General features: G+C 60.9%; 17 protein-coding genes and 5 pseudogenes. 9 read left to right on the top strand and 13 right to left on the bottom strand.

Translation table 11 applies throughout. The features are described from left to right. Window position 1 precedes the first annotated feature (1 nt). From AB4O25_RS06410 to gloB, 5 genes and pseudogenes are all read right to left on the bottom strand, one after another. Window positions 2-1,075, bottom strand: a complete 1,074-nt coding sequence (locus AB4O25_RS06410; protein ID WP_017528579.1) for a microcin C ABC transporter permease YejB — start codon at window positions 1,073-1,075, stop codon at window positions 2-4. Next, on the bottom strand, window positions 1,076-2,914 hold the full coding sequence (locus tag AB4O25_RS06405) for an extracellular solute-binding protein (protein WP_065878849.1): 1,839 nt from the start codon (window positions 2,912-2,914) through the stop codon (window positions 1,076-1,078). Further along, on the bottom strand, window positions 2,911-4,740 hold the full coding sequence (locus AB4O25_RS06400) for an extracellular solute-binding protein (RefSeq protein WP_460150664.1): 1,830 nt from the start codon (window positions 4,738-4,740) through the stop codon (window positions 2,911-2,913). Before AB4O25_RS06400 ends, AB4O25_RS06405 begins: the two co-directional genes overlap by 4 nt. Before the next feature lie 201 nt (window positions 4,741-4,941). Continuing rightward, window positions 4,942-6,348 (bottom strand): annotated as a pseudogene (locus AB4O25_RS06395) (lytic transglycosylase domain-containing protein). A 98-nt stretch (window positions 6,349-6,446) separates the two neighbouring features. Beyond that, window positions 6,447-7,214: a hydroxyacylglutathione hydrolase gene (gene gloB, locus AB4O25_RS06390; protein WP_017528575.1), complete on the bottom strand. Its 768-nt coding sequence runs from the start codon at window positions 7,212-7,214 to the stop codon at window positions 6,447-6,449. A 65-nt stretch (window positions 7,215-7,279) separates the two neighbouring features. Here gloB and AB4O25_RS06385 point away from each other — a divergent pair, with 65 nt between their 5' ends. The 5 genes and pseudogenes from AB4O25_RS06385 (at window position 7,280) to AB4O25_RS06365 (ending at window position 12,338) form a co-directional block, all read left to right on the top strand. Next, complete coding sequence (locus AB4O25_RS06385; RefSeq protein ID WP_017528574.1) at window positions 7,280-8,038, top strand: class I SAM-dependent methyltransferase; 759 nt, start codon at window positions 7,280-7,282, stop codon at window positions 8,036-8,038. Between the two features lie 45 nt (window positions 8,039-8,083). Next, window positions 8,084-8,536, top strand: a complete 453-nt coding sequence (gene rnhA, locus AB4O25_RS06380) for a ribonuclease HI (protein WP_017528573.1) — start codon at window positions 8,084-8,086, stop codon at window positions 8,534-8,536. 82 nt (window positions 8,537-8,618) lie between these two features. Continuing rightward, complete coding sequence (gene dnaQ, locus AB4O25_RS06375; RefSeq protein WP_175404218.1) at window positions 8,619-9,359, top strand: DNA polymerase III subunit epsilon; 741 nt, start codon at window positions 8,619-8,621, stop codon at window positions 9,357-9,359. 134 nt (window positions 9,360-9,493) lie between these two features. Then, window positions 9,494-11,748, top strand: a pseudogene (locus AB4O25_RS06370) (Orn/Lys/Arg family decarboxylase). 20 nt (window positions 11,749-11,768) lie between these two features. Then, window positions 11,769-12,338 (top strand): GNAT family N-acetyltransferase, encoded by a 570-nt coding sequence (locus AB4O25_RS06365; RefSeq protein WP_460150948.1) that lies wholly within the window; start codon window positions 11,769-11,771, stop codon window positions 12,336-12,338. On the opposite strand, the gene AB4O25_RS06360 is transcribed toward AB4O25_RS06365, so the two are convergent. After that, window positions 12,335-13,228 (bottom strand): LysR substrate-binding domain-containing protein, encoded by an 894-nt coding sequence (locus AB4O25_RS06360; RefSeq protein ID WP_460150663.1) that lies wholly within the window; start codon window positions 13,226-13,228, stop codon window positions 12,335-12,337. The two genes, AB4O25_RS06365 and AB4O25_RS06360, sit on opposite strands and share 4 nt — an antisense overlap. 195 nt (window positions 13,229-13,423) lie before the next feature. Between AB4O25_RS06360 and AB4O25_RS06355 the strand changes: the two genes are divergently transcribed. After that, complete coding sequence (locus AB4O25_RS06355; protein WP_017528568.1) at window positions 13,424-13,762, top strand: hypothetical protein; 339 nt, start codon at window positions 13,424-13,426, stop codon at window positions 13,760-13,762. Window positions 13,763-13,823: 61 nt separating this feature from the next. Here the strand turns inward: AB4O25_RS06355 and AB4O25_RS06350 are convergent, their stop codons facing one another. Next, window positions 13,824-14,060, bottom strand: coding sequence for a hypothetical protein (locus tag AB4O25_RS06350; RefSeq protein WP_068937269.1), 237 nt, complete (start codon window positions 14,058-14,060; stop codon window positions 13,824-13,826). Window positions 14,061-14,288: 228 nt separating this feature from the next. Here AB4O25_RS06350 and AB4O25_RS06345 point away from each other — a divergent pair, with 228 nt between their 5' ends. Then, complete coding sequence (locus AB4O25_RS06345; RefSeq protein ID WP_017528567.1) at window positions 14,289-14,846, top strand: NADPH-dependent FMN reductase; 558 nt, start codon at window positions 14,289-14,291, stop codon at window positions 14,844-14,846. A 54-nt stretch (window positions 14,847-14,900) separates the two neighbouring features. Here the strand turns inward: AB4O25_RS06345 and poxB are convergent. Together poxB and AB4O25_RS06335 are read right to left on the bottom strand one after the other, a co-directional pair. Continuing rightward, window positions 14,901-16,626, bottom strand: a pseudogene (gene poxB / locus AB4O25_RS06340) (ubiquinone-dependent pyruvate dehydrogenase). Window positions 16,627-16,703: 77 nt separating this feature from the next. Next, window positions 16,704-17,937 (bottom strand): annotated as a pseudogene (locus AB4O25_RS06335) (NADH:flavin oxidoreductase/NADH oxidase family protein). A gap of 71 nt (window positions 17,938-18,008) precedes the next feature. On the opposite strand from AB4O25_RS06335, the gene AB4O25_RS06330 reads away from it, so the two are divergent. Next, window positions 18,009-18,419 (top strand): MerR family transcriptional regulator, encoded by a 411-nt coding sequence (locus AB4O25_RS06330; protein WP_068937270.1) that lies wholly within the window; start codon window positions 18,009-18,011, stop codon window positions 18,417-18,419. A gap of 114 nt (window positions 18,420-18,533) precedes the next feature. Here AB4O25_RS06330 and AB4O25_RS06325 read toward each other — a convergent pair whose 3' ends face one another. Together AB4O25_RS06325 and AB4O25_RS06320 are read right to left on the bottom strand one after the other, a co-directional pair. Then, window positions 18,534-19,028 carry a DUF934 domain-containing protein gene (locus AB4O25_RS06325; RefSeq protein ID WP_017528563.1) on the bottom strand — a complete coding sequence of 165 codons (495 nt, stop codon included), beginning with the start codon at window positions 19,026-19,028 and terminating at the stop codon, window positions 18,534-18,536. Beyond that, window positions 19,012-20,668, bottom strand: a pseudogene (locus AB4O25_RS06320) (nitrite/sulfite reductase). The gene AB4O25_RS06325 and the pseudogene AB4O25_RS06320 overlap by 17 nt, the downstream one beginning before the upstream one ends. Before the next feature lie 422 nt (window positions 20,669-21,090). Here AB4O25_RS06320 and AB4O25_RS06315 point away from each other — a divergent pair. Next, complete coding sequence (locus tag AB4O25_RS06315; RefSeq protein WP_460150662.1) at window positions 21,091-22,170, top strand: ABC transporter substrate-binding protein; 1,080 nt, start codon at window positions 21,091-21,093, stop codon at window positions 22,168-22,170. 17 nt (window positions 22,171-22,187) lie between these two features. On the opposite strand, the gene AB4O25_RS06310 is transcribed toward AB4O25_RS06315, so the two are convergent. Continuing rightward, the gene (locus tag AB4O25_RS06310) at window positions 22,188-22,406 is read right to left on the bottom strand and encodes a DUF2970 domain-containing protein (protein ID WP_065878864.1); all 219 of its coding nucleotides are present in this window, start codon (window positions 22,404-22,406) and stop codon (window positions 22,188-22,190) included. Window positions 22,407-22,458: 52 nt separating this feature from the next. After that, on the bottom strand, window positions 22,459-26,169 hold the full coding sequence (gene metH / locus AB4O25_RS06305) for a methionine synthase (protein ID WP_460150661.1): 3,711 nt from the start codon (window positions 26,167-26,169) through the stop codon (window positions 22,459-22,461). Between the last annotated feature and the right edge of the window lie 97 nt (window positions 26,170-26,266).

The following is a 26,266-nucleotide window of genomic DNA, read 5'->3' as shown; positions in this document are numbered from 1 at the left end:
CTCAATGCTCCCGGCTGGCGAAGTCGATGCGCGGATCGACCAGGGTGTAGGTGAGGTCGCCGATCAGTTTCACGATCAACCCCAGCAGGGTGAAGATAAACAGCGTGCCGAACACCACCGGGTAGTCGCGGTTGATCGCCGCTTCAAAGCTCATCAGGCCCAGGCCGTCGAGGGAAAAGATCACTTCCACCAGCAAGGAACCGGTGAAGAAAATACCGATAAAGGCCGAGGGGAAACCGGCGATCACCAGCAGCATCGCGTTACGGAATACATGGCCGTACAGCACGCGGTGGTTGGTCAGGCCTTTGGCCTTGGCAGTGACCACGTACTGCTTGTTGATCTCGTCGAGAAAGCTGTTTTTGGTGAGCAGCGTCATGGTTGCGAAATTGCCGATCACCAGCGCCGTGATGGGCAAGGCCAGGTGCCAGAAGTAGTCGAGGATCTTGGCGCCCCAACTCAGTTCGTCGAAGTTGTTGGACGTGAGCCCGCGCAGCGGGAACCAGTCGAAGTAACTGCCGCCGGCAAACACCACGATCAGCAGGATAGCGAACAGGAACGCCGGGATCGCATAGCCGACGATGATCGCCGAACTGGTCCACACATCGAAATGGCTGCCATGGCGCGTGGCCTTGGCGATGCCCAGGGGGATCGACACCAGGTACATGATCAGCGTGCTCCATAACCCGAGGGAGATGGACACCGGCATCTTTTCCTTGATCAGGTCGATCACCTTGGCGTCACGAAAGAAGCTGTCGCCAAAATCCAGCCGGGCGTAATTCTTGACCATGATCCATAAACGTTCCGGCGCCGATTTGTCGAAGCCGTACATTTTTTCGATTTCCTTGATCAGCGCCGGGTCCAGGCCCTGGGCGCCGCGGTAGCTGGAACCGGCCACCGCCACTTCGGCACCGCCTCCGGCGATGCGGCTGGTGGCGCCGTCAAAGCCTTCGAGCTTGGCGATCATCTGTTCCACCGGCCCGCCGGGGGCGGCCTGGATGATCACAAAGTTGATCAACAGGATCCCGAACAGCGTAGGGATGATCAGCAACAGGCGGCGAATAATATAGGCCAGCATTTAATCGCCTCCGCTCGCCGTGTCGGCGCTCGTCTGGGGTTCTGGGGCCACTGCGGGGGGCACGTCGGGCTTGCTCCACCACGTGGAGATGCCAACGTCGTACAGCGGTGACACTTTTGGATGACCGAGGTTGTTCCAATAGGCCACGCGGAAGGTCTTGATGTGCCAGTTGGGGATCACGTAGTAGCCAAATTGCAGCACGCGGTCCAGAGACTTGGCGTGGGCAATCAGGCTGGCGCGGGTGTCGGAATCGATCAATTGTTCCACCAGTTGATCGACGGCCGGGTCTTTGAGGCCCATGTAATTGCGGCTGCCGGGTTTGTCGGCGCTGGTGGATGTCCAGAATTCGCGCTGTTCGTTACCCGGCGACGAAGACTGCGGAAAGCTGCCCACGAGCATGTCGAAATCCCGCGACCGCAGGCGTGTGACGAATTGCGACACGTCCACCCGGCGGATCACCAGGTCGATGCCCAGGTCCGCCAGGTTGCGCTTGAACGGCAGCAGGATGCGCTCGAACTCGGTCTGGGCCAGCAGGAACTCGATGGTGACCGGTTTGCCGGTGGTGTCGACCATCTTGTCATCGACGATCTTCCAGCCGGCCTCTTGCAACAACTGGTACGCCTCGCGCTGCTGGGCGCGGATCATGCCGCTGCCGTCGGTCTTGGCCGGTTCGAACGCTTCGGTGAACACCTGCGGCGGGATTTTGTCGCGCAGCGGTTCGAGAATCTTCAGCTCGTCGGGGCCGGGCAAGCCCGTGGCGGCCATGTCCGAGTTTTCAAAATAGCTGCGAGTGCGAGTGTAGGCGCCGTTGAACAGCTGCTTGTTGCTCCATTCGAAGTCCAGCAACAGGCTGATGGCCTTGCGCACGCGCACATCCTGGAACATTGGCTTGCGCATGTTGAACACGAAGCCCTGCATGCCGGTGGGGTTGCCGTTGGGGATCTCTTCCTTGATCAGGCGGCCCTGCGTCACGGCGGGCACGTTGTAGGCATTCGCCCAGTTCTTCGCGCTGAATTCCGCCCAGTAATCGAACTGCCCGGCCTTGAGCGCTTCCAGGGCCACGGTCGCATCGCGATAGTAGTCGGTGATGCGCTGGTCGAAGTTGTACAGGCCTTTATTGATCGGCAGGTCTTTGCCCCAGTAATCCTTGACCCGTTCGTAGCGCACCGAGCGCCCGGCATGGACCTGCGCCACTTTATAAGGGCCGCTGCCGAGGGGGAACTCCAGGTTGCCCTTGGTGAAGTCGCGCGTGGCCCACCAATGTTTGGGCAGTACCGGCAGTTGGCCGAGGATCAGCGGCAATTCGCGGTTGTTGGTGCGCTTGAACTTGAACAGCACACGCAACGGGTCCTCGGCGACCACTTCGTCGACATCGGCGTAATAGGTGCGGTACAGCGGGGTGCCATCTTTGATCAAGGTCTGGAAGCTGAACACCACGTCGTCGGCGCGTATGGGGTGGCCGTCATGGAAGCGCGCCTCGGGGCGCAGGTAAAAGCGCACCCAGCTGTTGTCCGGGGCTTTTTCGATTTTGCCGGCCACCAGGCCGTATTCGGTGAAGGGTTCATCCAGGCTCTGGGTGGCCAGGGTGTCGTAGATCAGGCTGATATTGTCGGCAGGCACGCCTTTGCTGATAAACGGGTTGAAGCTGTCGAAGCCGGCCAGGCTCGATTCGCGAAACGTACCGCCCTTGGGGGCGTCTGGGTTGACGTAATCGGTGTGCTTGAAATTGGCCGGGTATTTGGGCGGTTCGTTGTATAGGGTCAGCGCATGCTGCGGGGCCGCTTGGGCCGCGCCGCACAGCAAGAGGGTGCTGATCAGAGCGTTGCGCACATACATCATTGGGCTTTCTCCGAAGCTTTCAGCCACCACGCGCTCAGGCCCAGGCTGTAGGGCGGCGTGGTGACAAAGGCGAACCGGTTGCGGTACGCCAGGCGATGATAGTTGAGGTACCAATTGGGAATGCTGTAGTGCTGCCACAGCAGCACCCGGTCCAGGGCGCGCCCGGCGGCCAGTTGTTGTTCGCGGGTCTGCGCCGCCAGCAGTTGTTCCAGCAGGTGATCGACGATGGGGTTGGCGATGCCTGCGTAGTTCTTGCTGCCTTTGATCGTGGCCTGGCTGGAGTGGAAGTACTGCCACTGCTCAAGGCCGGGGCTCAAGGTTTGGTTGAGGGTGATCAGGATCATGTCGAAGTCGAACTGATCCAGGCGTTGTTTGTACTGCGCACGGTCGACGGTGCGCAAGCGCGCGTCGATGCCGATGCTGATCAGGTTCTCGACGTAGGGCTGCAGGATGCGCTCCAGGTTCGGGTTGACCAGTAATATTTCGAAGCGCAGCGGCTGGCCTTCTTTATTGACCAGGCGCTGGCCCGACAGCTTCCAGCCTGCGTCGCCCAGTAGGGCTAGGGCACGGCGCATGGTTTCGCGAGGAATGCCGCGCCCATCGGTCTGGGGCAGGCTGAACGGCTGGGTGAACAGGTTGGCCGGCAGTTGCTCGCGGTAGGGCGAGAGCATCAGCCATTCATGGCCCACCGGCACGCCAGTCGCCGAGAACTCGCTGTTGGGGTAGTAGCTCAACGTGCGTTTGTAGGCATTGCTGAACAGGGTGCGGTTGGTCCACTCGAAGTCGAACATCATGCCCAGGGCTTCGCGCACCTGGGTCTGGCTGAAGGTGGGCCGCCGGGTGTTCATGAACAGGCCCTGGCTCTGGGTGGGGATCTGGTGCGCGATCTGCGCCTTGATCACTTCGCCACGGTTGACCGCAGGGAAGTTGTAGCCGTTGGCCCAGTTTTTGGCCTGGTGCTCAATGTAAATGTCGAACTCACCGGCCTTGAAGGCTTCGAAGGCCACGTCGCTGTCGCGGTAGAACTCGACTTCGACCTTGTCGTAATTGTAGAAGCCCTGGTTGACTGGCAGGTCCTTGCCCCAATAATCCTTGACCCGTTCGAACACCAGCTGCCGGCCGGGGGTGACTTTGCTGATGCGGTACGGCCCGCTGCCCAGCGGTGGCTCAAAGGTGGTGGCCTTGAAGTCGCGGTTTTTCCAGTAGTGCTGGGGTAGTACCGGCAACTCGCCCAGGCGCAGGATCAGCAGCGGGTTGCCGGCGCGCTTGAACACAAAGCGGATGCGGTGACGGTTGAGCACATCCACCCGCGCCACTTCCTGAAGGTTGGTGCGGTACTGCGGATGGCCTTCGGTGAGCAGGGTGCGATAGGAAAATGCCACGTCATCGGCGGTGATCGGCTTGCCGTCGTGAAAGCGTGCTTGCGGGCGCAGGTTGAACACCACCCAACTGCGGTCTTCGCTGTATTCCACCGACTGCGCGATCAGCCCGTAACTGGACGTCGGCTCATCGCCCGAGGGCGCGTATTGGCCGGTGCCGACCATCAGCGGTTCGTTCAGCTCATTCACGCCGTATTGCAGGAAATTGGGCGTGGAAACCGGGCTGGAGCCCTTGAATGTGTAAGGGTTGAGCGTATCGAAGGTGCCAAATGCCATGACCCGCAAAGTCCCGCCTTTCGGCGCCGCAGGGTTAACCCAATCGAAGTGGGTGAATTTGGCCGGGTACTTGAGCACGCCGAACTGCGTATAACCGTGGCTCTCGGTAATCGTCGCGTTCGCGCAAAAGCTCAAGGCCAGACTTATTAGTAGAAGGAGGGGACGCTTCAAGTCAGAGATCCGATCCAGGCGGCTTGGGCTTTGTGATCGGTACAGTAACAGCTTGTTCCGGTTGGAAAAAGCCGGTGGGACGATGTAGGTCCAATGTGGGGCTTGCTCCCGATAGCAGTTTGTCAGTCACCAGATTCGCTGGCTGATACACCGCTATCGGGGTGCCCCCTCCCACATTAGCTCGCCAGTGTTCTCGAAGTCTTAGCGCGGCCCGGAAACCACCAGCATCTGGCCCGGCTTCAATGCCTGGCCGGTACGCGGGTTCCAACGCTTGAGATGTTGCATCTCGACGTTGAAGCGCTTGGCGACGATGTACAGTGAATCGCCTTTCTTGACCTTGTACTGCACCGGTTTCTTGCTGCTGGCCGCGGCGCGGCGCGTGTCCTGCATCACCAGGGTCTGGCCGACCTTGAGTGCCTGGCCGTTGAGCTGGTTCCAGCGTTGCAGGTCATGCACGTCGACCTTGTTGGCCTTGGCGATCAGCGTGAGGTTGTCGCCGTTGCGCACTTTGTAGCTACGGGTACGCCCGGCCACACGTGCGGTCTCGGACTTCGTCGAACACCTGTTTTTTCGGGCGCATGGCCAGCAATTCTTCCGGCTTCATCGTCGACAGCGTGCTGGTGAGCAATTGTGCCTTGGAACTGGGTACCAACAGATGCTGCGGGCCATCCAGGGTGGTGCGTTGTTTCAGGGCCGGGTTGAGCTGGAACAGTTCGTCCTCATCGATTTCCGCCAGCGCGGCGACCCTGGACAAGTCCATGCTTTGCTTGACTTCAACCACTTCGAAGTACGGCGTGTTGGCAATCGGGTTCAGGTTGACGCCGTAGGCCTCGGGCGCCAACACCACTTGGGACAGCGCCAGGAACTTGGGCACGTAGTCCTTGGTTTCCTGGGGCAGGGGCAGGTTCCAGTAGTCGGTAGGCAGGCCGAGCTTTTCGTTGCGCTCGATGGCCCGGCTCACCGTACCCTCGCCGGCGTTATAGGCAGCCAGCGCCAGTAGCCAGTCACCGTTGAACATATCGTGCAGACGGGTCAGGTAGTCCAGGGCGGCGGTGGTGGAGGCGGTGATATCGCGGCGGCCGTCGTAGGCGCGGGTCTGGCGCAGGTTGAAGTAGCGCCCGGTGGACGGGATGAATTGCCACAGGCCGACCGCATCGCTGCGCGAATAGGCCATTGGGTTGTAGGCACTTTCGATCACCGGCAGCAGTGCCAGCTCCAGGGGCATGTTGCGTTCTTCAAGGCGTTCGACGATGTAATGGATGTAGAGACTGCCGCGTTCCCCTGCGTTTTCCAGGAACGACGGGTTGCTGGCGAACCACAGGCGCTGTTGCTCGATGCGTGGGTTGACGCCGAGGTTGTCCTGCAATTGAAAACCCCGGCGCATGCGTTCCCAGACATCCTGGGGCACTTCGGGGTGGGCTTCTCTGAGAGCCAGATGGGTTTTTGCTTGATCTTGGCGGCAAGATTCGGTTTGGGTTGCACGGTGGATTGTGCGGCGAAATTTGTCGATTGGCAGCCCGCCAGCGTTGCGCAGACGCCCACCGCCACAGCTTGAGCCAGGCGGGTCAATGCGTCTGAATGGTTGGATTTACGAATAGATGACGACATTGGCTGGAAGTAAGTTCCGGGCAAAAATGTCGGGCGATTCTAGAAAGCGCTTCGGTTCCGGTCAACCATTCAGAAATTACGTATCAGATTGCGTCCCGTTAGAACGTATCTTTCCATGCCCTCAAGCTAGCAAACACCTCGGCCCCAGCGCGGTTGTCGCGCCCATTCCGTTCGTCCGCTTTTTGTTTAACAGATGTTTCGGTGGTACGTAAAAAGGGGTTGGTACGCAATTCCAGGGCCAGTGTGGAGGGCAGCGTCATTTCGCCGCGAGCCCTTAATTGGCGCACGTTTTCGACGCGCTCGGCGATATCGGCATTGTGCGGTTCCACCGCTTGGGCAAACTTGAGGTTACTTTGTGTGTATTCGTGGGTGCAGTACACCAACGTGTCGGCGGGCAGCGCGGCCAGACGCTCAAGGGAGGTGTGCATCTGCTGCGGCGTGCCCTCGAACAGGCGGCCGCAGCCGGCGGCGAACAGGGTGTCGCCGCAAAACAGCACGCCCTGGTGATAGAAGGCGATATGACCGAGGGTGTGTCCGGGCACGCTATATACGTCGAAGTTCCAGCCGAGCACCGAGAGGCGATCGTTGTCCTGCAGGGCGACGTCCCGCGCCGGGATCTGTTCGTTGGCCGGGCCGTAGACCGTGGCGCCGGAGGCCTTTTTCAGCTGTTCGACACCGCCGACGTGGTCATGGTGGTGGTGAGTGATCAGGATGTCGCTGAGAGCCCACTCGGGGTTTTGTTTCAGCCAGGCAAGCACCGGCGCGGCATCGCCGGGGTCGACGACGGCGCAGCGTTGGGTGGCAGGGTTGCGTAACAACCAGATGTAGTTATCGGTGAAGGCGGGCAGGGCACTGATCTGTATCATTCTTCGATTCGCCAAGCTGAATACATTGGTGCATCTTAGAACGTCTAGGCGAGTTGGAGAATGCAATGACTGATAAAGCGTTCGCCCAGGCCGATCCTGAGTGGCTGGCCCTCATCGGTGCGGCCCGTGAATGGCTGTCCGGGCCTGTCGGGCAATTTCTGTTGGACGAAGAACGCCGCATGCTCGAAGACGAGCTGGAGCGTTTCTTTGGCGGTTACCTGGTGCATTACGGCCCTTCCGCGCAAACGCCGCCCTCTGCGCCGCAGGTGCAACGCAATGTGCGCCTGGGAGCGCCATTGCCGGGGGTGGAGATCGTCTGTGAAGAACAGGCCTGGCCTTTGAGCGAGCATGCGGCCGACGTGGTGGTGTTGCAGCATGGCCTGGACTTCTGCTTGTCGCCCCACGGTTTGCTGCGCGAAGCGGCGAGCAGCGTCCGGCCGGGTGGCCATTTGCTGATTGTTGGCATCAACCCCTGGAGTTCCTGGGGCCTGCGCCGCGTGTTCGCCCATGATGGCTTGCGTCGGGCGCGCTGCATCGCGCCGTCGCGGGTAGCGGACTGGTTGAACCTGCTGGGCTTCGCGCTGGAGAAACGCCGCTTCGGGTGCTATCGTCCGCCGCTTGCCTCGACCACGTGGCAGGGCCGCCTGGCCGGCTGGGAACGCCGCGCTGGCGCCTGGCAGCTGTCGGGCGGCGGCTTCTATCTGTTGGTGGCGCGCAAGATCGTGGTCGGGCTGCGGCCGGTGCGCCAGGTCGCGCGCCAGCCCATGGGCAAGCTGGTGCCGATGCCGATGGCCAAGGTCAACCGCAAGCAAAGCCAACCGTAAACCTCTTTCTGATTTCAGACCTGCCTGCTTTGATGGATGTAACCGATGACCGATAGCGTTGAACTCTTCACCGACGGCGCCTGCAAGGGCAACCCCGGCCCTGGCGGCTGGGGCGCCTTGCTGGTATGCAAGGGCGTCGAGAAGGAACTGTGGGGCGGCGAAGCCAATACCACCAACAACCGCATGGAGCTGATGGGCGCCATTCGCGGCCTGGAAGAACTCAAGCGTCGCTGTAGCGTACTGCTGGTGACCGACTCGCAATATGTGATGAAGGGCATCAACGAGTGGATGGTCAATTGGAAGAAGCGCGGCTGGAAAACCGCAGCCAAGGAACCGGTCAAAAATGCCGACCTGTGGCAGTTGCTCGATGAACAATGTAATCGCCATGACATCACCTGGAAGTGGGTGCGCGGCCACATCGGCCATCCCGGCAACGAACGCGCCGACCAACTCGCCAACCGTGGCGTGGACGAAGTGCGGGGCTACAAGCAGAGCTGACGTCGGCTGACGTGTTAACATCGCGCCCTTTGACGCACACCACACTGCACACCACACCGTTGAGAGCTGAACCCTGATGGCCATCCGATCTGTTGTACTCGATACCGAAACCACCGGCATGCCGGTGACCGACGGCCACCGGATCATTGAAATCGGCTGTGTTGAACTCATGGGTCGGCGCCTCACCGGGCGCCATTTCCACGTTTACCTGCAACCGGACCGCGACAGTGACGAAGGCGCGATCGGCGTCCACGGCATCACCGACGAATTCCTCAAGGGCAAGCCGCGTTTTGCCGAAGTGGCCGATGAGTTCTTCGAATTCATCAACGGCGCCCAGTTGATCATCCATAACGCGGCGTTCGACGTCGGCTTCATCAATAACGAATTTGCCCTGATGGGGCAGACCGATCGCGCGGATATCTCCAAGCACTGCTCGATCCTCGATACCTTGATGATGGCCCGTGAACGTCACCCAGGCCAACGCAACAGCCTCGATGCCTTGTGCAAGCGTTATGGCGTCGACAACTCCGGCCGTGAACTCCACGGCGCCTTGCTCGACTCCGAGATTCTCGCCGACGTTTACCTGACCATGACCGGCGGGCAGACCAGCCTGTCCCTGGCCGGTAATGCCTCCGACGGCGCGGGTTCGGCGGAAGGCTCGGGCAACCGTCCTTCGGAAATCCGTCGTTTGCCGGCCGATCGCAAGCCGACGCCCATCATTCGTGCCAGTGAGCAGGACCTGGCCGAGCACGCGGCACGGTTGGAAGCGATTGCAAAGTCGGCGGGTGCGCCGGCGCTCTGGACTCAACTGACCCAACACTGAGAGTGAGGTCAAGACGGTGGGAGGGAGCCTGCTTGCTCCCACAGTCGATCTCCCTTGCCGATGAAATCTTCATTCGCCACATCCGCGCCTAGCTTCTACCCTTGAGTGCATAGCCCTCAGGACTCCACGCCCTCATGTACAAAGATCTGAAGTTCCCTGTTCTTATTGTGCATCGCGACATCAAGGCCGACACCGTTGCCGGCGACCGGGTTCGAGGCATCGCCCGCGAGTTGGAACAAGAGGGCTTCAGTATTTTTTCCGCCGTGGACTACGCCGAAGGCCGGCTGGTGGCGTCCACCCATCATGGTTTGGCCTGCATGCTGATCGCCGCCGAAGGCGCCGGCGAAAATACCCACCTGCTGCAAAACATGGTTGAGCTGATCCGCCTTGCGCGGGTGCGGGCGCCGAACCTGCCGATCTTTGCCCTCGGCGAGCAAGTCACCCTGGAAAACGCTCCGGCCGATGCCATGAGCGAGCTCAACCAGTTGCGCGGTATTCTCTATTTGTTCGAAGACACCGTGCCGTTTCTAGCCCGGCAAGTGGCCCGCGCCGCACGCACCTACCTTGATGGCCTGCTGCCGCCATTCTTCAAGGCCTTGGTGCAGCACACCGCCGACTCCAATTATTCCTGGCACACCCCCGGCCATGGCGGCGGCGTGGCTTATCGCAAAGCCCGGTAGGGCAGGCGTTCCACCAGTTTTTTGGGGAAAACACCCTGCGTTCGGACTTATCCGTATCAGTGCCCGAACTGGGGTCGCTGTTGGACCACACCGGGCCTCTGGCCGAAGCCGAGGCGCGTGCCGCACGCAACTTCGGCGCCGACCACACCTTCTTCGTGATCAATGGCACATCGACCGCCAACAAGATCGTCTGGCACTCCATGGTCGGCCGCGATGATCTGGTGCTGGTCGACCGCAACTGTCACAAATCGGTGTTGCACTCGATCATCATGACCGGCGCCATACCGCTGTACCTATGCCCTGAGCGTAACGAATTGGGCATCATCGGCCCCATCCCCTTGAGCGAATTCAGCCCTGAGTCGATCCGCGCCAAGATCGACGCCAGCCCCCTGGCCCGTGGCCGTTCGTCGAAAGTGAAGCTGGCCGTGGTCACCAACTCCACCTACGACGGCCTGTGCTATAACGCCGAGCTGATCAAGCAGCAACTGGGCAACAGTGTCGAGGTATTACACTTTGACGAAGCCTGGTACGCCTATGCGGCGTTTCACGAATTTTTCGCCGGGCGCTACGGCATGGGCACTTCGCGTACCCCGGAGAGCCCGCTGGTGTTCACCACCCATTCCACGCACAAGCTGCTGGCGGCGTTCAGCCAGGCTTCGATGATCCACGTGCAGGACGGCGGCGCGCGCCAGCTGGACCGTGACCGTTTCAACGAAGCCTTCATGATGCATATTTCCACCTCGCCCCAATACAGCATCATCGCCTCGCTGGACGTGGCCTCGGCGATGATGGAGGGCCCGGCCGGCCGTTCGTTGCTGCAGGAAATGTTCGACGAAGCCCTGAGCTTTCGTCGCGCCCTGGCTAACCTGCGTCAGCATATCGCCGCCGAGGACTGGTGGTTTTCCATCTGGCAGCCGCCCTCGGTGGCGGGTGTCGACCGCGTTATTACGGCGGACTGGCTGTTGCAGCCGCAGGATGATTGGCATGGCTTTGGGGATGTGGTCGAAGACTATGTGCTGCTCGATCCGATCAAGGTCACCCTGGTGATGCCCGGCCTGAATGCCGGTGGTGCCTTGAGCGATTGCGGGATTCCCGCGGCGGTGGTCAGTAAATTCCTTTGGGAACGCGGGCTGGTGGTGGAAAAGACCGGGCTGTATTCCTTCCTCGTGCTGTTTTCCATGGGTATCACCAAAGGTAAATGGAGTACCTTGCTCACCGAGTTGCTGGAATTCAAGCGCAATTACGACGCAAATGTCAGCCTGGCCAGTTGTTTGCCTTCGGTGTTTGCCCAGGGCCCGACACGCTACCAGGGCCTGGGGTTGCGCGACCTCTGCGACCAGCTGCACAGCTGTTATCGCAGTAACGCCACCGCCAAACACCTCAAGCGCATGTACACGGTATTGCCGGACATTGCGATGAAACCGGCCGACGCCTACGACCAATTGGTCAGGGGCGAAGTGGAGGCAGTGTCCATTGATGCCTTGCCAGGGCGCATCGCAGCCGTGATGCTGGTGCCCTATCCGCCGGGCATCCCGTTGATCATGCCGGGCGAGCGCTTTACCGAGTCGACGCGCTCGATCATCGACTACCTGGCGTTTGCGCGCACGTTCGATAACAGTTTTCCCGGTTTTGTCGCAGACGTTCACGGGCTACAACACGAAGATGACGGCAGTGGTCGTTGTTACACCGTCGATTGCATCAAGGGTTAAGGATGTTTATGCAAGCTGTAATGAACCCGAAGTATCCAGGGCTCAGTGTGCGGGTCGCCGATGAGGGCTTCGACGCCTATGTGTGGGGCAATGATTTCAGTTTCGAGGTCAGCGCCTATGGAGTGCCGCAGATGGGCGCGCGCGTCGATAAGTGGCCAGTGGAACGCATCGTGCCGTACCGCAAGTGCTATGGGATTGACCCGGAGGAATTCGCCAGCTTTCGCAACGCCCCAGACAGTGCCATCTTCATGGCCTTCCTGGACGACTGCCCGGTGGGGCATATCGTGGTCAGCACCAATTGGAACGGTTTTGCCCATGTCGATGAACTGGCCGTGGCCTTGCCCGCGCGTCGCCACGGCGTCGCCAAGGCATTGCTGGACGTGGCGCAGTTCTGGAGCCGCAAGAAAAACCTGCCGGGCATGATGCTCGAAACCCAGAACAACAACCTTGGCGCCTGCCGTCTGTATGAACGTTGTGGCTATGTGATGGGCGGCATCGACCACTTGCGCTATCGCGGCATCGACCCGCAAACCCGTGAAGTGGCGATTTTCTGGTATCGCCTGTTCAAGACCGAAGCCGACCGGGGTTAGCTCACCAGCAGGCTTTCGGCCTTCTGGGTGACGATCTCCAGCAGCGCATTCAAGGCGGGTGAGGCTACGCCCTCCTTGAGCGTCAACGCATACAGGCTGACCATGATCGGCGGCGACACGGGGCACGCGTCCAGCCCGGCCTCGCGCGCGCCAAAGGCCGTAAACGGGTCGACAATCGCCAAGCCTTCTCCCGCCTCCACCATGCTGCGCATCATCTGGTAGGTCTGTACCCGTGTCTGCACCACCGGCAACGGTCGCAAGGCTTGCAGCTTGGCATCCAGCAGGCGGCTCAGCGGGTCGTGGCCCTCCAGCCCGATCATCGACTGCCCGGCCAGGTCCGGCAGCGCAATGTACTTCTGCTTGGGTTTGAGCCAGCCATGGGGCGCCAGCAATTGCAGTTTGCCCTGGGCCAGCACCGTGCTGTGGATTTGTGGATGTTCCGGATCATGCAGGCCCAGGCCCACATCGGCTTCGTGCAACAACAGGCTTCTGGCGATTTCCCGGGTCGGCTGGCTCGACAGGTTGCACGGAGTGTCCTGGAAACGCCGGCGCAGCACGGCGATGCTTTGCGGTAGCAGTTGATTGGCCAGCGGCGGGGTGCACAGGGCGCGCAAGGTGGGGGCGTGATGGTGTTTGAGGCGGCCGGCCAGGCGTTGCACCGGCTCCAGCGCTTCGTACACATGGGCGATTTCTGCCTGCAGCTCCAGGGTTTCCCGGGTCGCCTGCAAACGTCCGCGCACGCTGGCGAACAACATGAAGCCCAATTGCAGCTCAGCCTCCTTGAGCGCTGCGTCCACATCGCCCACGGAGAGTTGCAACCATTCGGCGGCCGTGCCGAGGTGTCCGGTCTGCAAGATGGCCTGAATCACTTCGATATGACGTAAACGCATGGCCGGAGTCTATGTGCAGCGCGGTGGGTATTCAATGGCGCGAACCCGCCTGTGAAAAAAAGTGTGCGTAAAAAAGACGGTGTGGGTCGCTCAAGCCTATGGCGTTCGGTCGCGACCCCACTAAAATGGCGGGTCTGATCATCAACGACCAATGCCGGGTACCGGCACATACAACAAAAACAGGTCTGGTCTCATATGCTGATTCCCTCGACGTTCTTCGGGGTAACGGCCAAGCAACTGATGGTCCTGGTGACCGTGGGATGCGTGGCTGCTTATCTCTTGCGTAATCAAGACGACACCCCGCCGGAAAACCTCGCGCTTGAAGCGTTTATCCGTTCCCAGGAACAGGTGAGCGAGCAGGTGGGGACAGTGTTGGGGCTCACGCTGCTCAGGCAGGTGCAGGCGTACCCCGCGTACAACACGTCGGGCTACACGCGTTCGATGTACGCCGTGGAAGGGGAGCGGGGGCATTTGACGGTGACGCTCAAGCAGGATGAGCAGGGCATTGAACTCACGCAGATCCGCAGTCCCTGATCACGCCAGCCCAGTCAATGCCATCAATGGCCAGGACTGAGCAGGTCGTTAAGGCGAGATCTTATGACGCGAGGGTGGTTTGCGACTCGCGGACAAGAATAGTGCCCGACTGAATCAGTTTGAATTCATCGCCTTCCAGTTTTTCTACACGATCGCCAATGGCCAGCTTGTAGGTAGTGGTGGGCGCCGAGCCAGCCACGTCGCCTTGCGCCGGGTTGGATTCCTGGAATTCATGCACGGAATACACGCGGCCTTCCGCGTCTCTGGCATGGAACTGTCCGACAAGTACTGCTGCCATCTGTTTAGAACCTCTGGAGATAAAACACTCGATATATGGTTGTGTAGACCGTCATAAAGAGGCGTAGTTTGCCTACGGAAAAAAAATACTATTCGTTGAGGTTTTTGGACTTTTCCTACAGGGCATAGCCTGAGCCAAACGTCTGAAAGGTTCTCAAAACCTGCTGGTGATCACGCCACGAAGCCTCTATAACTACAAGCTCCTTTAATCAGACGTCGGGAACCCCCAATGAGCAAGGTCTACACGATTGCCGTCCTGGTTGGCAGCTTGAGAAAACAGTCGATCAACCGCAAGGTCGCCCTGGCATTGGCCGAACTGGCCCCTGCCAATCTGAAATTGAATATTGTGGAAATTGGCGATTTGCCGCTCTACAACGAGGACATCGACGGTGATTCACCGCCGGCAGCCTACAGTACTTTCCGCCAGCAAGTGAGCTCATCCGACGCGGTGCTGTTCGTGACCCCGGAATACAACCGTTCGGTACCGGCCCCGTTGAAAAACGCAATCGATGTAGGCTCGCGCCCTTACGGGCAAAGTGCCTGGAGCGGCAAGCCGGGCGCTATCATCAGCGTGTCGCCGGGTGCGATTGGCGGTTTCGGCGCCAACCATCACCTGCGCCAGTCCCTGGTATTCCTGGACGTGTGGTGCATGCAGCAGCCCGAAGCCTACCTGGGTGGCGCGGGCAGTGTGTTTGATGAGTCGGGCAAGGTATCGGAAAAGACCAAGCCGTTTTTGCAGGCGTTCATCGATGCCTACGGCCAGTGGGTGGAAAAACACAAGGGCTGACAGACGCAGGCGCCAAATGTGGGAGGGGCCTCCCACATTTGAATCAGCTTTGAGTCAGCGCAGCCAGTTGGTGCGTGCCAGCTCGATCACTTCATCCCCGCGCCCACTCATCACCGCCTTGAGCATATACAGGCTGAACCCCTTGGCCTGTTCCAGCTTGATGCTCGGCGGCATCACCAGTTCCTGGGTGGCGGTCACCACGTCCACCAGCACCGGGCCGTCATGGGCCAGGGCGCGGCGCAAGGCCGGTTCCAGCTCTTCGGATTGCTCCACGCGGATACCGAGAATGCCCATGGCGTTGGACATGGCCGCAAAATCCGGGTTTTTCAGCTCGGTGCCGGCCTCCAGATAACCGGCGGCCCTTCATTTCCATGGCGACAAAACCCAGGGATGAGTTATCGAACACGATGACTTTTACCGGCAATTTCAACTGCGCCAGTGAGATGAAGTCGCCCATCAACATGGCGAAACCGCCGTCGCCCGACATCGAAATCACCTGCCGGCCCGGGAACGCAGCCTGCGCGCCAATGGCCTGGGGCATGGCGTTGGCCATGGACCCATGGTTGAACGAGCCGATCAGGCGGCGCTTGCCGTTCATTTTCAGATAGCGCGCCGCCCACACCGTGGGCGAACCGACGTCGGCGGTGAAGATTGCATCCTCGTCCGCCAGTTCGCTGAGCAACCGCGCCACATATTGCGGATGAATCGGCCGATTGGCCTTGGACGGTTGGGCCAGGTCATCCAAGCCCTGGCGGGCTTTTTCATAATGCTTCAAGGAGGTGTCGAGAAAGCGGCGATCCGTCTTGCGGGTCAGGCGCGGCAACAGGGCGTCGAGGGTTTCACCTACATCGGCGGCGATCCCTAGGTCCAGCGTGGCGCGACGGCCGAGGGCCTGCGGGTTGCGGTCGACCTGGATGATTTTCGCGGCGGTGGGGTAGAACTGGCGATAGGGGAAGTCAGTGCCGAGCATGATCAGCGTGTCGCAATTGAGCATGGCGTGATAGCCCGAGCTGAAGCCGATCAGGCCGGTCATGCCCACGTCGAACGGGTTGTCCCATTCCACATGCTCCTTGCCGCGCAGGGCATGCACCACCGGGGCGCCCAGCGTATCGGCCAGCGCCACCACTTGTGCATGGGCGCCGGCGCAACCGCTGCCGCACAGCAACGTGACTTTGTCACTGCCCTTGAGGATTTCGCTCAATTGCACCAGGTCGGCTTCGGCCGGCAACGTGCGCGGCGCGTTCAGTACCGGCCAAGGCTTGAGCGTGTCTTCGACTTCCAGCAACGACACGTCCCCCGGAATCACCACCACCGCCACGCCGCGATTGAGGATCGCCGAGCGCATGGCACGGTGCAGCACGTGGGGCATCTGTTCGGGGTTGGTCACCAGTTCGATAAAGTGGCTGCACTCCTTGAACAATTCCTGGGGATGGGTTTCCTGGAAATAGTTGAGACCAATCTCTGAGGAGGGGATCTGCGCGGCAATCGCCAGCACCGGCACATGGTTGCGATGACAGTCGAACAGGCCATTGATCAGGTGCAGGTTGCCCGGCCCACAACTGCCGGCGCATACCGTCAGCTCACCGGTGGCCGCGGCCTCGGCACCGGCGGCGAACGCGGCGACTTCTTCGTGGCGCACGTGCATCCATTCGATGCTGTCCATGCTGCGCAACGCATCGGTGAGGCCATTGAGGCTGTCGCCGGTCAGGCCCCAGATGCGCTTGATACCCGCCTGTTCAAGGGTGGTCGCCAGTTGCTGGGCCAGGTTGATTTTCGCCATGAGGCACTCCAATCGTCAGTGAGGTTAAGAACAGCTGATCAATAGGGGACAGTTCGATCACGGCGAATGCTGCGCCTTTAATGTGAAGATTGCTTCATGGCCGCACGATATTGCCGGGTGCGGCGCGCGGTAAACCACTGGTCGCACGCCAGGGCCAGCCAAGGGGGCGACGTTGGGGTTGGGGCGGCGGCCACGGCTCAAGCGGCGCATCTGGTCACGCACCACGGCCAGGGTGGCGAGTGAGGCGAGGGGCTTGCGCTTCCAGTCGATAGGCTTGAGTTGCGGGTCGAGGTCGCGACCTGCGCGCCACTGTTTGATCAACTGCGGTTCCAGGGTCAGGGCGGTGGCGATCCCGGCCATGGCGATGCCGCTATCGAGTACTTGCTGCACGATTGGTAGGCGTCGGATGCCGCCGGTGACCATCAGCGGCATGCGAGCGACACTGGCCATTTGCGCGGCAAATTCGAGGAAGTACGCTTCTCGGGCCAGCGTGCGGCCGTCCCGCGCTTCGCCTTGCATGGCCGGCGCTTCATAGCTGCCGCCGGACAATTCCAATAAATCGATGGGCAATGGATTGAGCATCTCTACCACCGCGCGCGCATCGGCCTCATCGAAGCCGCCGCGTTGGAAATCCGCCGAATTGAGTTTTACCGACACGCAAAACGCCGGGCTGACGCTAGCGCGCACGGCGTGGATCACTTCCAGCAACAGCCGCGCGCGGTTCTCCAGCGTGCCGCCCCAGCGGTCGGTGCGGTGGTTGCTCAGCGGGGAGAGGAACTGGCTCAGCAAGTAGCCGTGCGCCCCGTGGATCTGCACCCCGCTGAACCCGGCTTTCTCGGCCAGGCGCGCACTGGTGGCGAAGCGCTGGATCACGTCCTGGATCTCGTCTTCGCTCATGGCCTTGGGTGTGGCGAACATCTTGGAAAAACTGCCCAGGTCAAGGGCGAGGGCCGATGGCGCGAGGGCTTGTTGACCCAGGTTGGCCATGGTCTGGCGCCCTGGGTGGCTCAGCTGTACCCAGAAGTGCACGCCCTTGGCCCTGGCCACGTCGGCCCATTCGCGAAAGCTGCCCAAGTGTTGTTCGTTTTCCAGCGCAACGCCGCCGGGGCCGGTCATCGCACGCCGGTCGATCATCACGTTGCCGGTGATCAGCAGACCGGGTTCGCCGTCCGCCCAGGTCTTGTACAACTGCTTCAATTCGCGGGACGGTGCCTGATTGATATCGGCCATGTTTTCTTCCATCGCCGCCTTGGCGATGCGGTTGGAAATGATTTGGCCATTGGGCAGTTGCAGGGCTTCGAAGGGTGACATGGGTTGACTCCTTAGCGGGGGAGGCCTCAGGCTAAGCTTAAAGTTAACTTTAATGTCAAGCAGGTGTTGTGATGAATATTGGTGAGCTGGCAAAACAGAGCGGCTTGGCAGCATCGCGTATCCGCTTTTATGAAGCCGAAGGGCTGATCAGCCAGGTGGGCCGCCAGGCCAACGGTTATCGGCGCTATGCGCCCGAAGCCTTGCAGACGCTGCAATTGATCCAGAGCGCGCAACAGGCCGGGTTCACCTTGCAGGAACTCAAGGCGTTGATGCCGGCTCCCGGCGAGCACAAGCGCGAGGAATTGATTGAGGCATTGGAGCGCAAGGTGGCGCAGATCGAAGTGATGCAGACGCAGTTGGCGCACAACAAGGCGCAATTGCTGGGCGTGATCGAAGCGGTACGGGCGCAGCCGGAAGGCGTGCCGTGCTCCATGGGGCAGAAACAGGTGCTGGCGTCGATCAAGATCAACCCGCCATCCTGAACGTGAGGAGTTTGCACTGTGAGAGGGGGCTTGCTCCCGATGACGGAGTTTCAGTTACCGGATAAGTAGCTGAACCACCGCTATCGGGAGCAAGCCCCCTCGCACATTTGTTACTCAGCGTCGGCGAAAGAGTGGCAGCGGTTCGTCCGTTGCGGCCTGATAGGTCACCGAGAAGTCCTTGAGGCTTTCCAGCGCTTCGTACGGGTCTTTGTCGGCGCGCAGGGCGAAGGCATCGAACCCGCAGCGGCGCAGGTAAAACAGTTGGTCGCGCAGCACATCGCCAATCGCACGCAGCTCGCCTTTGTAACCGTAGCGGTCACGCAGCAGGCGTGCGTTGGAGTAGTTGCGCCCATCGGTAAAGGCCGGGAAGTTCAGGGCGATGACTTGGAAGTGCTGCACGTCATCACCGATTTCTTCGGCTTCTTCATCCGCGTCCAGCCACACACCCAGGCCACCGTCACGGGCCTTGAGGGCGTGGCCGTGTTCGCGCCACAGCGCCAACGGCACGATCAGGTCGTCGCAGTTGGAAATACCGTCGAAGCTCGCGTCCTTGGGCAGCAGGTGCCAGGTTTCGTCGACGACTTCGTTGTTCTTAATGATTCGCTGCATAGACGCGCTCCTTGAACAGGTCAATGCCGATGCGCTGGTAGGTATCGATGAAACGCTCATCTTCGGTGCGCTGTTCGATGTACACATCGATCAGTTTGCCGATCACCTCGGGCATGGCTTCCTGGGCGAAGGACGGGCCGAGGATCTTGCCCAGGCTCGCGTCGCGGCTGGCGCTGCCACCCAGGGACACTTGGTAGAATTCTTCGCCTTTCTTGTCCACGCCCAGGATGCCGATGTGGCCGACGTGGTGGTGACCACAGGCGTTCATGCAACCGGAGATGTTCAGGTCCAGCTCGCCGATGTCGAACAGGTAGTCCAAGTCGTCGAAACGGCGTTGGATCGATTCGGCGATCGGGATCGACTTGGCGTTGGCCAGGGAGCAGAAATCACCCCCGGGCAGCAGATGATGTCGGTCAGCAGGCCGATGTTCGGCGTGGCGAAGCCGCCTTCACGCAGTTCGCCCCACAGGGTGAACAGTTGGCTCTGCTCAACGTCTGCCAGGATGATGTTCTGCTCGTGGGAGGTGCGCAGTTGGCCGAAGCTGTAGCGTTCGGCCAGGTCGGCCACGGCGTCCAGTTGCTTGTCGGTGATATCGCCAGGGGCGACGCCGGTGGGCTTGAGCGACAGGGTCACGGCCACATAGCCCGGCTTTTGTGCGCCAGGGTGTTGCGCACACGCCAGCGGGCAAAGCCTGGGTGCTGTTGGTCGAGCGCGGCGAGTTCGGCGTCCTGGTTGCTCAGGGCCTTGTACTCGGGGTCGACGAAATGCTTGGCGACGCGATGCACTTCGGCTTCGGTCAGGGTGGTCTGGCCGCCGCGCAGGTGTTCCATCTCGGCGTCTACCTTCTGGGCGAACACCTCGGGGGTCAGCGCCTTGACCAGGATCTTGATCCGGGCCTTGTATTTGTTGTCGCGACGGCCGTAGCGGTTGTAGACCCGCAGGATCGCGTCGAGGTAGCTCAACAGGTCCGGCCATGGCAGAAACTCGTTGATGAACGCGCCGACCACTGGCGTACGGCCCAGGCCGCCACCCACCAGCACACGGAAGCCCAGTTCGCCTGCGGCGTTGTACACCGGCTCCAGGCCGATGTCGTGGACTTCGATGGCCGCACGGTCCGAGGTCGAGCCGTTGATGGCGATCTTGAACTTGCGCGGCAGGTAGGCGAATTCCGGGTGGAAGGTGGTCCATTGACGGACGATTTCGCACCACGGGCGCGGGTCGATCAGTTCGTCGGCGGCAACGCCGGCGAATTGGTCGGTGGTCACGTTACGCAGGCAGTTGCCGCTGGTCTGAATGGCGTGCATCTGCACGGTCGCCAGCTCAGCCAGGATGTCCGGCACATCTTCCAGTGCCGGCCAGTTGAACTGCACGTTCTGGCGGGTACTGATGTGGGCGTAGCCTTTGTCGAAGTCGCGGGCAATCTTGGCCATCATGCGTGTCTGGCGCGAAGTCAACTGGCCGTAGGGCACGGCCACCCGCAGCATCGGCGCAAAGCGCTGCACATAAAGGCCATTTTGCAGGCGCAGAGGGCGGAACTCTTCTTCGCTCAGTTCACCTGCCAGATAGCGTCGGGTCTGATCACGGAACTGCTTGACGCGGTCCTCGATGATGCGCTGATCGTATTCGTCGTATACGTACATATAGGTCCTGTTCTCGGCAAATCTGCGCGCACGGCCGCGCACTCCCAACGGAGCCGGCGCACGATACCAGTTTGCGTTTATGCGCAAAAGTGATGTTTGAGTATATGCACATAACCAAAATGACTAATGAGAAGGTTTATCGCGATACCCACATTTGTCATGCGGGCAATCCTGGACTTTACTGTGCTCGTGTCTTAGTGCAATCACCTATAAAACCGACAAGAGGCGATGCGATGAGCAATCCGACTAAAGCCCGTAAACCCGACAGTACCGTGGACGCCTGGGCCATCCTGTTCTTGATCATCCTGGTAGTGGGAACCGCTGTGTTCTGGGTCAGCCATCAATAAGCAGGGTTGACTGAACCTCGATTGACAGTCGCATTGCCACTATCATGGCGGCTTCTTTTGAAGGTTCAAGCCAGCATGTTGAAGGTTCTGATTGCGTCTGTGGGGTTGTGGGGAGCGACCTTCGGGTTGATGGCCCATGCGACATCGGTGGTGTTTCTCAACCCAGGCACGTCGACGGAAACCTTCTGGGTCGGCTACACGCAGTTCATGCAGGCCGCGGCCAAGGACCTCGGCCTGGATTTGCGTGTGCGTTATGCCGAGCGCGATAACCAGAACACCTTGAGCCAGGCGCGTGAAGCTCTTCAAGGCGGCCGGCGGCCCGATTACCTGGTGCTGGTCAATGAGCAATACGTGGCGCCCCAGGTCCTGCGCATGGCGCAGGGCAGCGGGGTGAAGTTGCTGATGGTCAACAGCACGCTGACGGCCGACCAGGCGCACCTGTTGGGCGCCCAAATCGGCATTGATGTGATCGGCAGCCTGGTCGCCGATGACGAACGGGCCGGCTACCTGATGCTCGTTGACCTGTTGCGTCAGCACGGCCCCATTGCACCGGGCGAATCCCTCGACCTGTTGGCGTTTTCCGGGGTCAAGACCACGCCGGGCGCGCAGCTGCGCGAGCAGGGCTTGCGCCGGGCGCTGGCCGAACATCCCCAGGTGCGACTGCGCCAGTTGGTTTACGGCGAGTGGACCCGCGAACGCGCCTTTGAGCAGGCCACGCAGCTGTTCAAGCGCTATCCGCAGACCACGCTGGTGTGGTCTGCCAATGACCAGATGGCGCTGGGTGCCATGCAAGCGCTTGAGGACAGCGGGCGATCGCCGGGCAAGGACGTCCTGTTCAGCGCGGTCAACAGCTCGCCGCAGATCCTGCAGGCGCGCCTGGACGGGCGCTTGTCGAGCCTGGTCGCCGGGCATTTCACCCTGGGCGGGTGGGCCATGGTGCTGATCAACGATGATGCCAAGGGCATAGATATCCGCCGTCATCGGGACCACGAACCGCAGGTGGCGCTGTTCGAACTGATAGACCCGGCCCAGGCGCGACAGCTGCTTGAACTCCAGGCCAAACACCACTATCGCGTGAACTTCAAGGCGCTTTCGGCGCAGGCCAAGCCCGAGGGTTATCGTTACCCGTTCGGCTTGGAATTGTTGATGCGTTAAGCGTGCGCCTGTGTGCCTTAAACCCCGGCCAGGTGCAGCACCAGTTTGACGATACCGAATAGCGTCAGGGCAAACACCCCCGTGAATAGAATGCCCAGCATCACAAAGTGGCTGGGCTTGCCGTGGGTAAAGTCGCGGGCGCGGTTCTTGCCGCTTTGCACGCCAAAGGCGGCGGCCACCACGCTGTGCAGCATCTGCCAGAAGGAAGGCGGTTTGTTATTGACTGGATCGTCCATAAGTCCCTCGACACCCGGTGTGTGAGGGACAGCATAGACAATCCTGGCGGGCTTAGTTGTCGTAGCCCAGGTTGGGCGCCAGCCAGCGCTCGGTCACGGCCAGGTCCTGGCCTTTGCGCGCGGTGTAGCTCGTGACTTGGTCCTTGTCGACTTTACCCACCGCAAAGTACTGCGCCTGCGGGTGGGCGAAGTACCAGCCGCTCACCGCCGCCGCCGGGAACATCGCGTAGTGTTCGGTCAAGAACACACCGCTGCGACCGGCCTGCATTTCGCGGGCCTCGGGGTCGAGCAATTGGAACAGCTGGGCCTTCTCGGTGTGATCCGGACACGCCGGGTAACCGGGGGCAGGGCGGATGCCGCTGTATTGCTCTTTGATCAGCGCCTCGTTATCCAGCTGCTCGTCTTTGGCGTAGCCCCAGTAATCTTTACGCACTTGCTGGTGCAACCATTCGGCGCAGGCTTCGGCCAGGCGGTCGGCAAGGGCCTTGACCATGATCGAGTTGTAGTCGTCGCCCGCGTCCTGGTAAGCCTTGGCCACTGCCTCGGCGCCGATGCCGGCGGTGGTAATGAAACCACCGATGTAGTCGGTGATGCCGCTGTCCTTGGGCGCGACGAAGTCGGCCAGGGAGAAGTTCGGTTTGCCGTCGGTCTTGATGATCTGTTGGCGCAGGTGGTGCAGCCTGGCAATCGGCTGGCCGTCGTCACCGTAGACTTCCAGGTCATCGTCCCGCACCTGGTTGGTCGGCCAGAAACCGAACACGGCACGTGCGCTGATCAGCTTTTCATCGATCAGCTTGCGCAGCATTTCGCGGGCGTCGGCATACAGCGCGGTGGCGGCTTCACCCACCACTTCGTCAGTGAGGATGCGCGGGAATTTACCGGCCAGGTCCCAGGAGATAAAGAACGGTGTCCAGTCGATGTACTCGGCCAGGACGTTGAGGTCGATGTTGTCCAGCACCTTGGCGCCGGTAAACGTCGGCACAACCGGGGTATAGCTGCTCCAGTCGAACTGCGGCTTTTTGGCGATGGCCGCCGGGTAACTCAGGCGTTCGGTGCGGGCGCTGCGGTTGGAGGTGCGCTCGCGTACGTCGATGTATTCCAGGCGGGTTTTCTCGACGAAGCCGGCCTTCAGTTCCTTGGACAGCAACTGCGTGGCCACGCCCACTGCGCGCGAGGCGTCGGTGACGTAGATCACCGCATCGTTGCTGTACTTGGGCTCGATCTTCACCGCCGTGTGCGCCTTGGAGGTGGTCGCGCCGCCGATCATCAGCGGCAGGTGGAAATCCTGGCGCTGCATCTCACGGGCCACGTGCACCATCTCGTCCAGGGACGGCGTAATCAGCCCGGACAGGCCGATAATGTCGCACTTCTGCTCTTTGGCGACTTGCAGGATCTTCTCTGCCGGTACCATCACGCCCAAATCGACGATGTCATAACCGTTGCAACCGAGCACCACGCCGACGATGTTCTTGCCGATGTCGTGTACGTCACCCTTTACCGTGGCCATCAGGATTTTGCCCTTGGCCTCCGGCTTGTCGCCTTTTTCCAGTTCGATGAACGGGATCAGATGGGCCACGGCCTGTTTCATGACACGGGCGGATTTGACCACCTGCGGCAGGAACATTTTGCCGGCGCCGAACAGGTCGCCGACGATGTTCATGCCGGACATCAGCGGACCTTCGATCACTTCGATCGGGCGCGCGAACGACAGCCGCGACTCCTCGGTGTCCTCGACGATATGCGTGGTGATGCCCTTGACCAGCGCGTGTTCCAGGCGCTTGTTCACCGGCCAGCCACGCCATTCTTCGGTTTCGGCTTCCTTGACGCTGCCGTCGCCCTTGTACTTGTCGGCGATGGCGAGCAGGGCGTCGGTGCCGTCCGGGGTGCGGTTGAGCACCACGTCTTCCACCGCGTCGCGCAGCTCGGCCGGGATCTGGTCGTAGATCTCCAGCTGGCCGGCGTTGACGATGCCCATGGTCAGGCCGTTGCGAATGGCGTACAGCAGGAACACCGAGTGGATCGCCTCGCGCACCGGGTTGTTGCCGCGGAACGAGAACGACACGTTGGACACGCCGCCCGAGGTCAGCGCGTACGGCAGTTCGTCACGGATATAGGCGCAAGCGTTGATGAAGTCGACGGCGTAGTTGTTGTGCTCCTCGATGCCTGTGGCGACCGCAAAGATGTTCGGGTCGAAGATGATGTCTTCCGGCGGGAAGCCGACTTCATTCACCAGGATGTCGTAGGAGCGTTTGCAGATCTCTTTCTTGCGTGCTTCGGTGTCGGCCTGGCCGGCTTCGTCGAAGGCCATCACCACCACCGCGGCGCCGTAGCGCTTGCACTGCTTGGCATGGTGAATGAACTGCTCCACGCCTTCCTTCATGCTGATGGAGTTGACGATGCCCTTGCCCTGGATGCACTTGAGGCCGGCTTCGATCACGTCCCACTTGGAGGAGTCGATCATGATCGGCACGCGGGAGATATCCGGCTCGCCGGCGATCAGATTGAGGAAGGTCACCATGGCCTTCTTCGAATCGAGCATGCCCTCGTCCATGTTGATGTCGATCACCTGGGCGCCGGCTTCAACCTGCTGCAGCGCGACTTCCAGGGCTTCGGTGTAGTTGTCCTCGCGAATCAGGCGGGCGAACTTGGCGGAACCGGTGATGTTGGTGCGCTCGCCGACGTTGACGAACAGCGAGCTGCGATCGATGGTGAACGGCTCCAGGCCCGACAGGCGGCAGGCCTTGGGAATGTCCGGGATCGGGCGCGGGGCATAACCGGCCACGGCCTTGGCGATGGCTTCGATGTGGCCTGGGGTGGTGCCGCAGCAGCCGCCGACAATGTTCAGGAAGCCGCTCTGGGCGAACTCTTCGATGACCTTGGCGGTTTGCGACGGCAGTTCGTCGTACTCGCCGAATTCGTTGGGCAGGCCGGCGTTGGGGTGCGCCGAGACGTGAGTGTTGGCCTTGTTGGACAGCTCTTCCAGATAAGGGCGCAGTTCGCTGGCGCCGAGTGCGCAGTTCAAACCGACCGAGATCGGCTTGGCGTGGGCCACGGAGTTCCAGAACGCTTCGGTGGTCTGGCCCGACAGCGTACGGCCGGAGGCGTCGGTGATGGTGCCGGAGATCATGATCGGCAGTTCGATGCCCAGTGCTTCAAACACCCCTTGCACGGCGAAGATCGCAGCCTTGGCATTGAGGGTGTCGAAGATGGTCTCGATCAGGATCAGGTCGGCGCCGCCTTCGATCAGGCCTTTGGTGGCTTCGGTGTAGTTTTCCACCAGCTCATCGAAGGTCACGTTGCGGTAGCCGGGGTTGTTCACATCCGGCGACAGCGAGCAGGTACGGCTGGTCGGGCCGAGCACGCCGGCGACGAAGCGTGGCTTGGCCGGGTTCTCGGCGGTCTTGGCGTCGGCGATCTTGCGTGCCAGGCGTGCGCCTTCGACGTTCAGCTCGTAGGCCAGCTCTTCCATGCCGTAGTCGGCCATGGAAATGCGCGTGGCATTGAAGGTGTTGGTTTCGAGGATGTCGGCGCCGGCATCCAGATAAGCCTTCTCGATGCCGCCGATCACGTCCGGACGGGTGATCACCAGCAGGTCGTTGTTACCCTTGACGTCGCTCGGCCAGTCGGCGAAGCGTTTGCCACGGTAATCGTGCTCTTCCAGTTTATAGCTCTGGATCATCGTGCCCATGCCGCCGTCGAGGATCAGGATGCGTTCCTTGAGGGCGTGGTGAAGGGCTTGCAGACGAGCGCTACGATCGGACATGGGACTACTCTGGTCAGGCATTACGGAGGGGGTGGATCATAGCAAACCTGTGCGGATTTGCGGCATGTGCGGGTTTTGCATGAATATCGCTCATGTT

This window comes from Pseudomonas sp. S3_A03 (genome assembly GCF_054668275.1).
The sequence above is the reverse complement of the archived record's forward strand: the minus strand, read 5'-3'. Positions and strand labels throughout refer to the sequence as shown.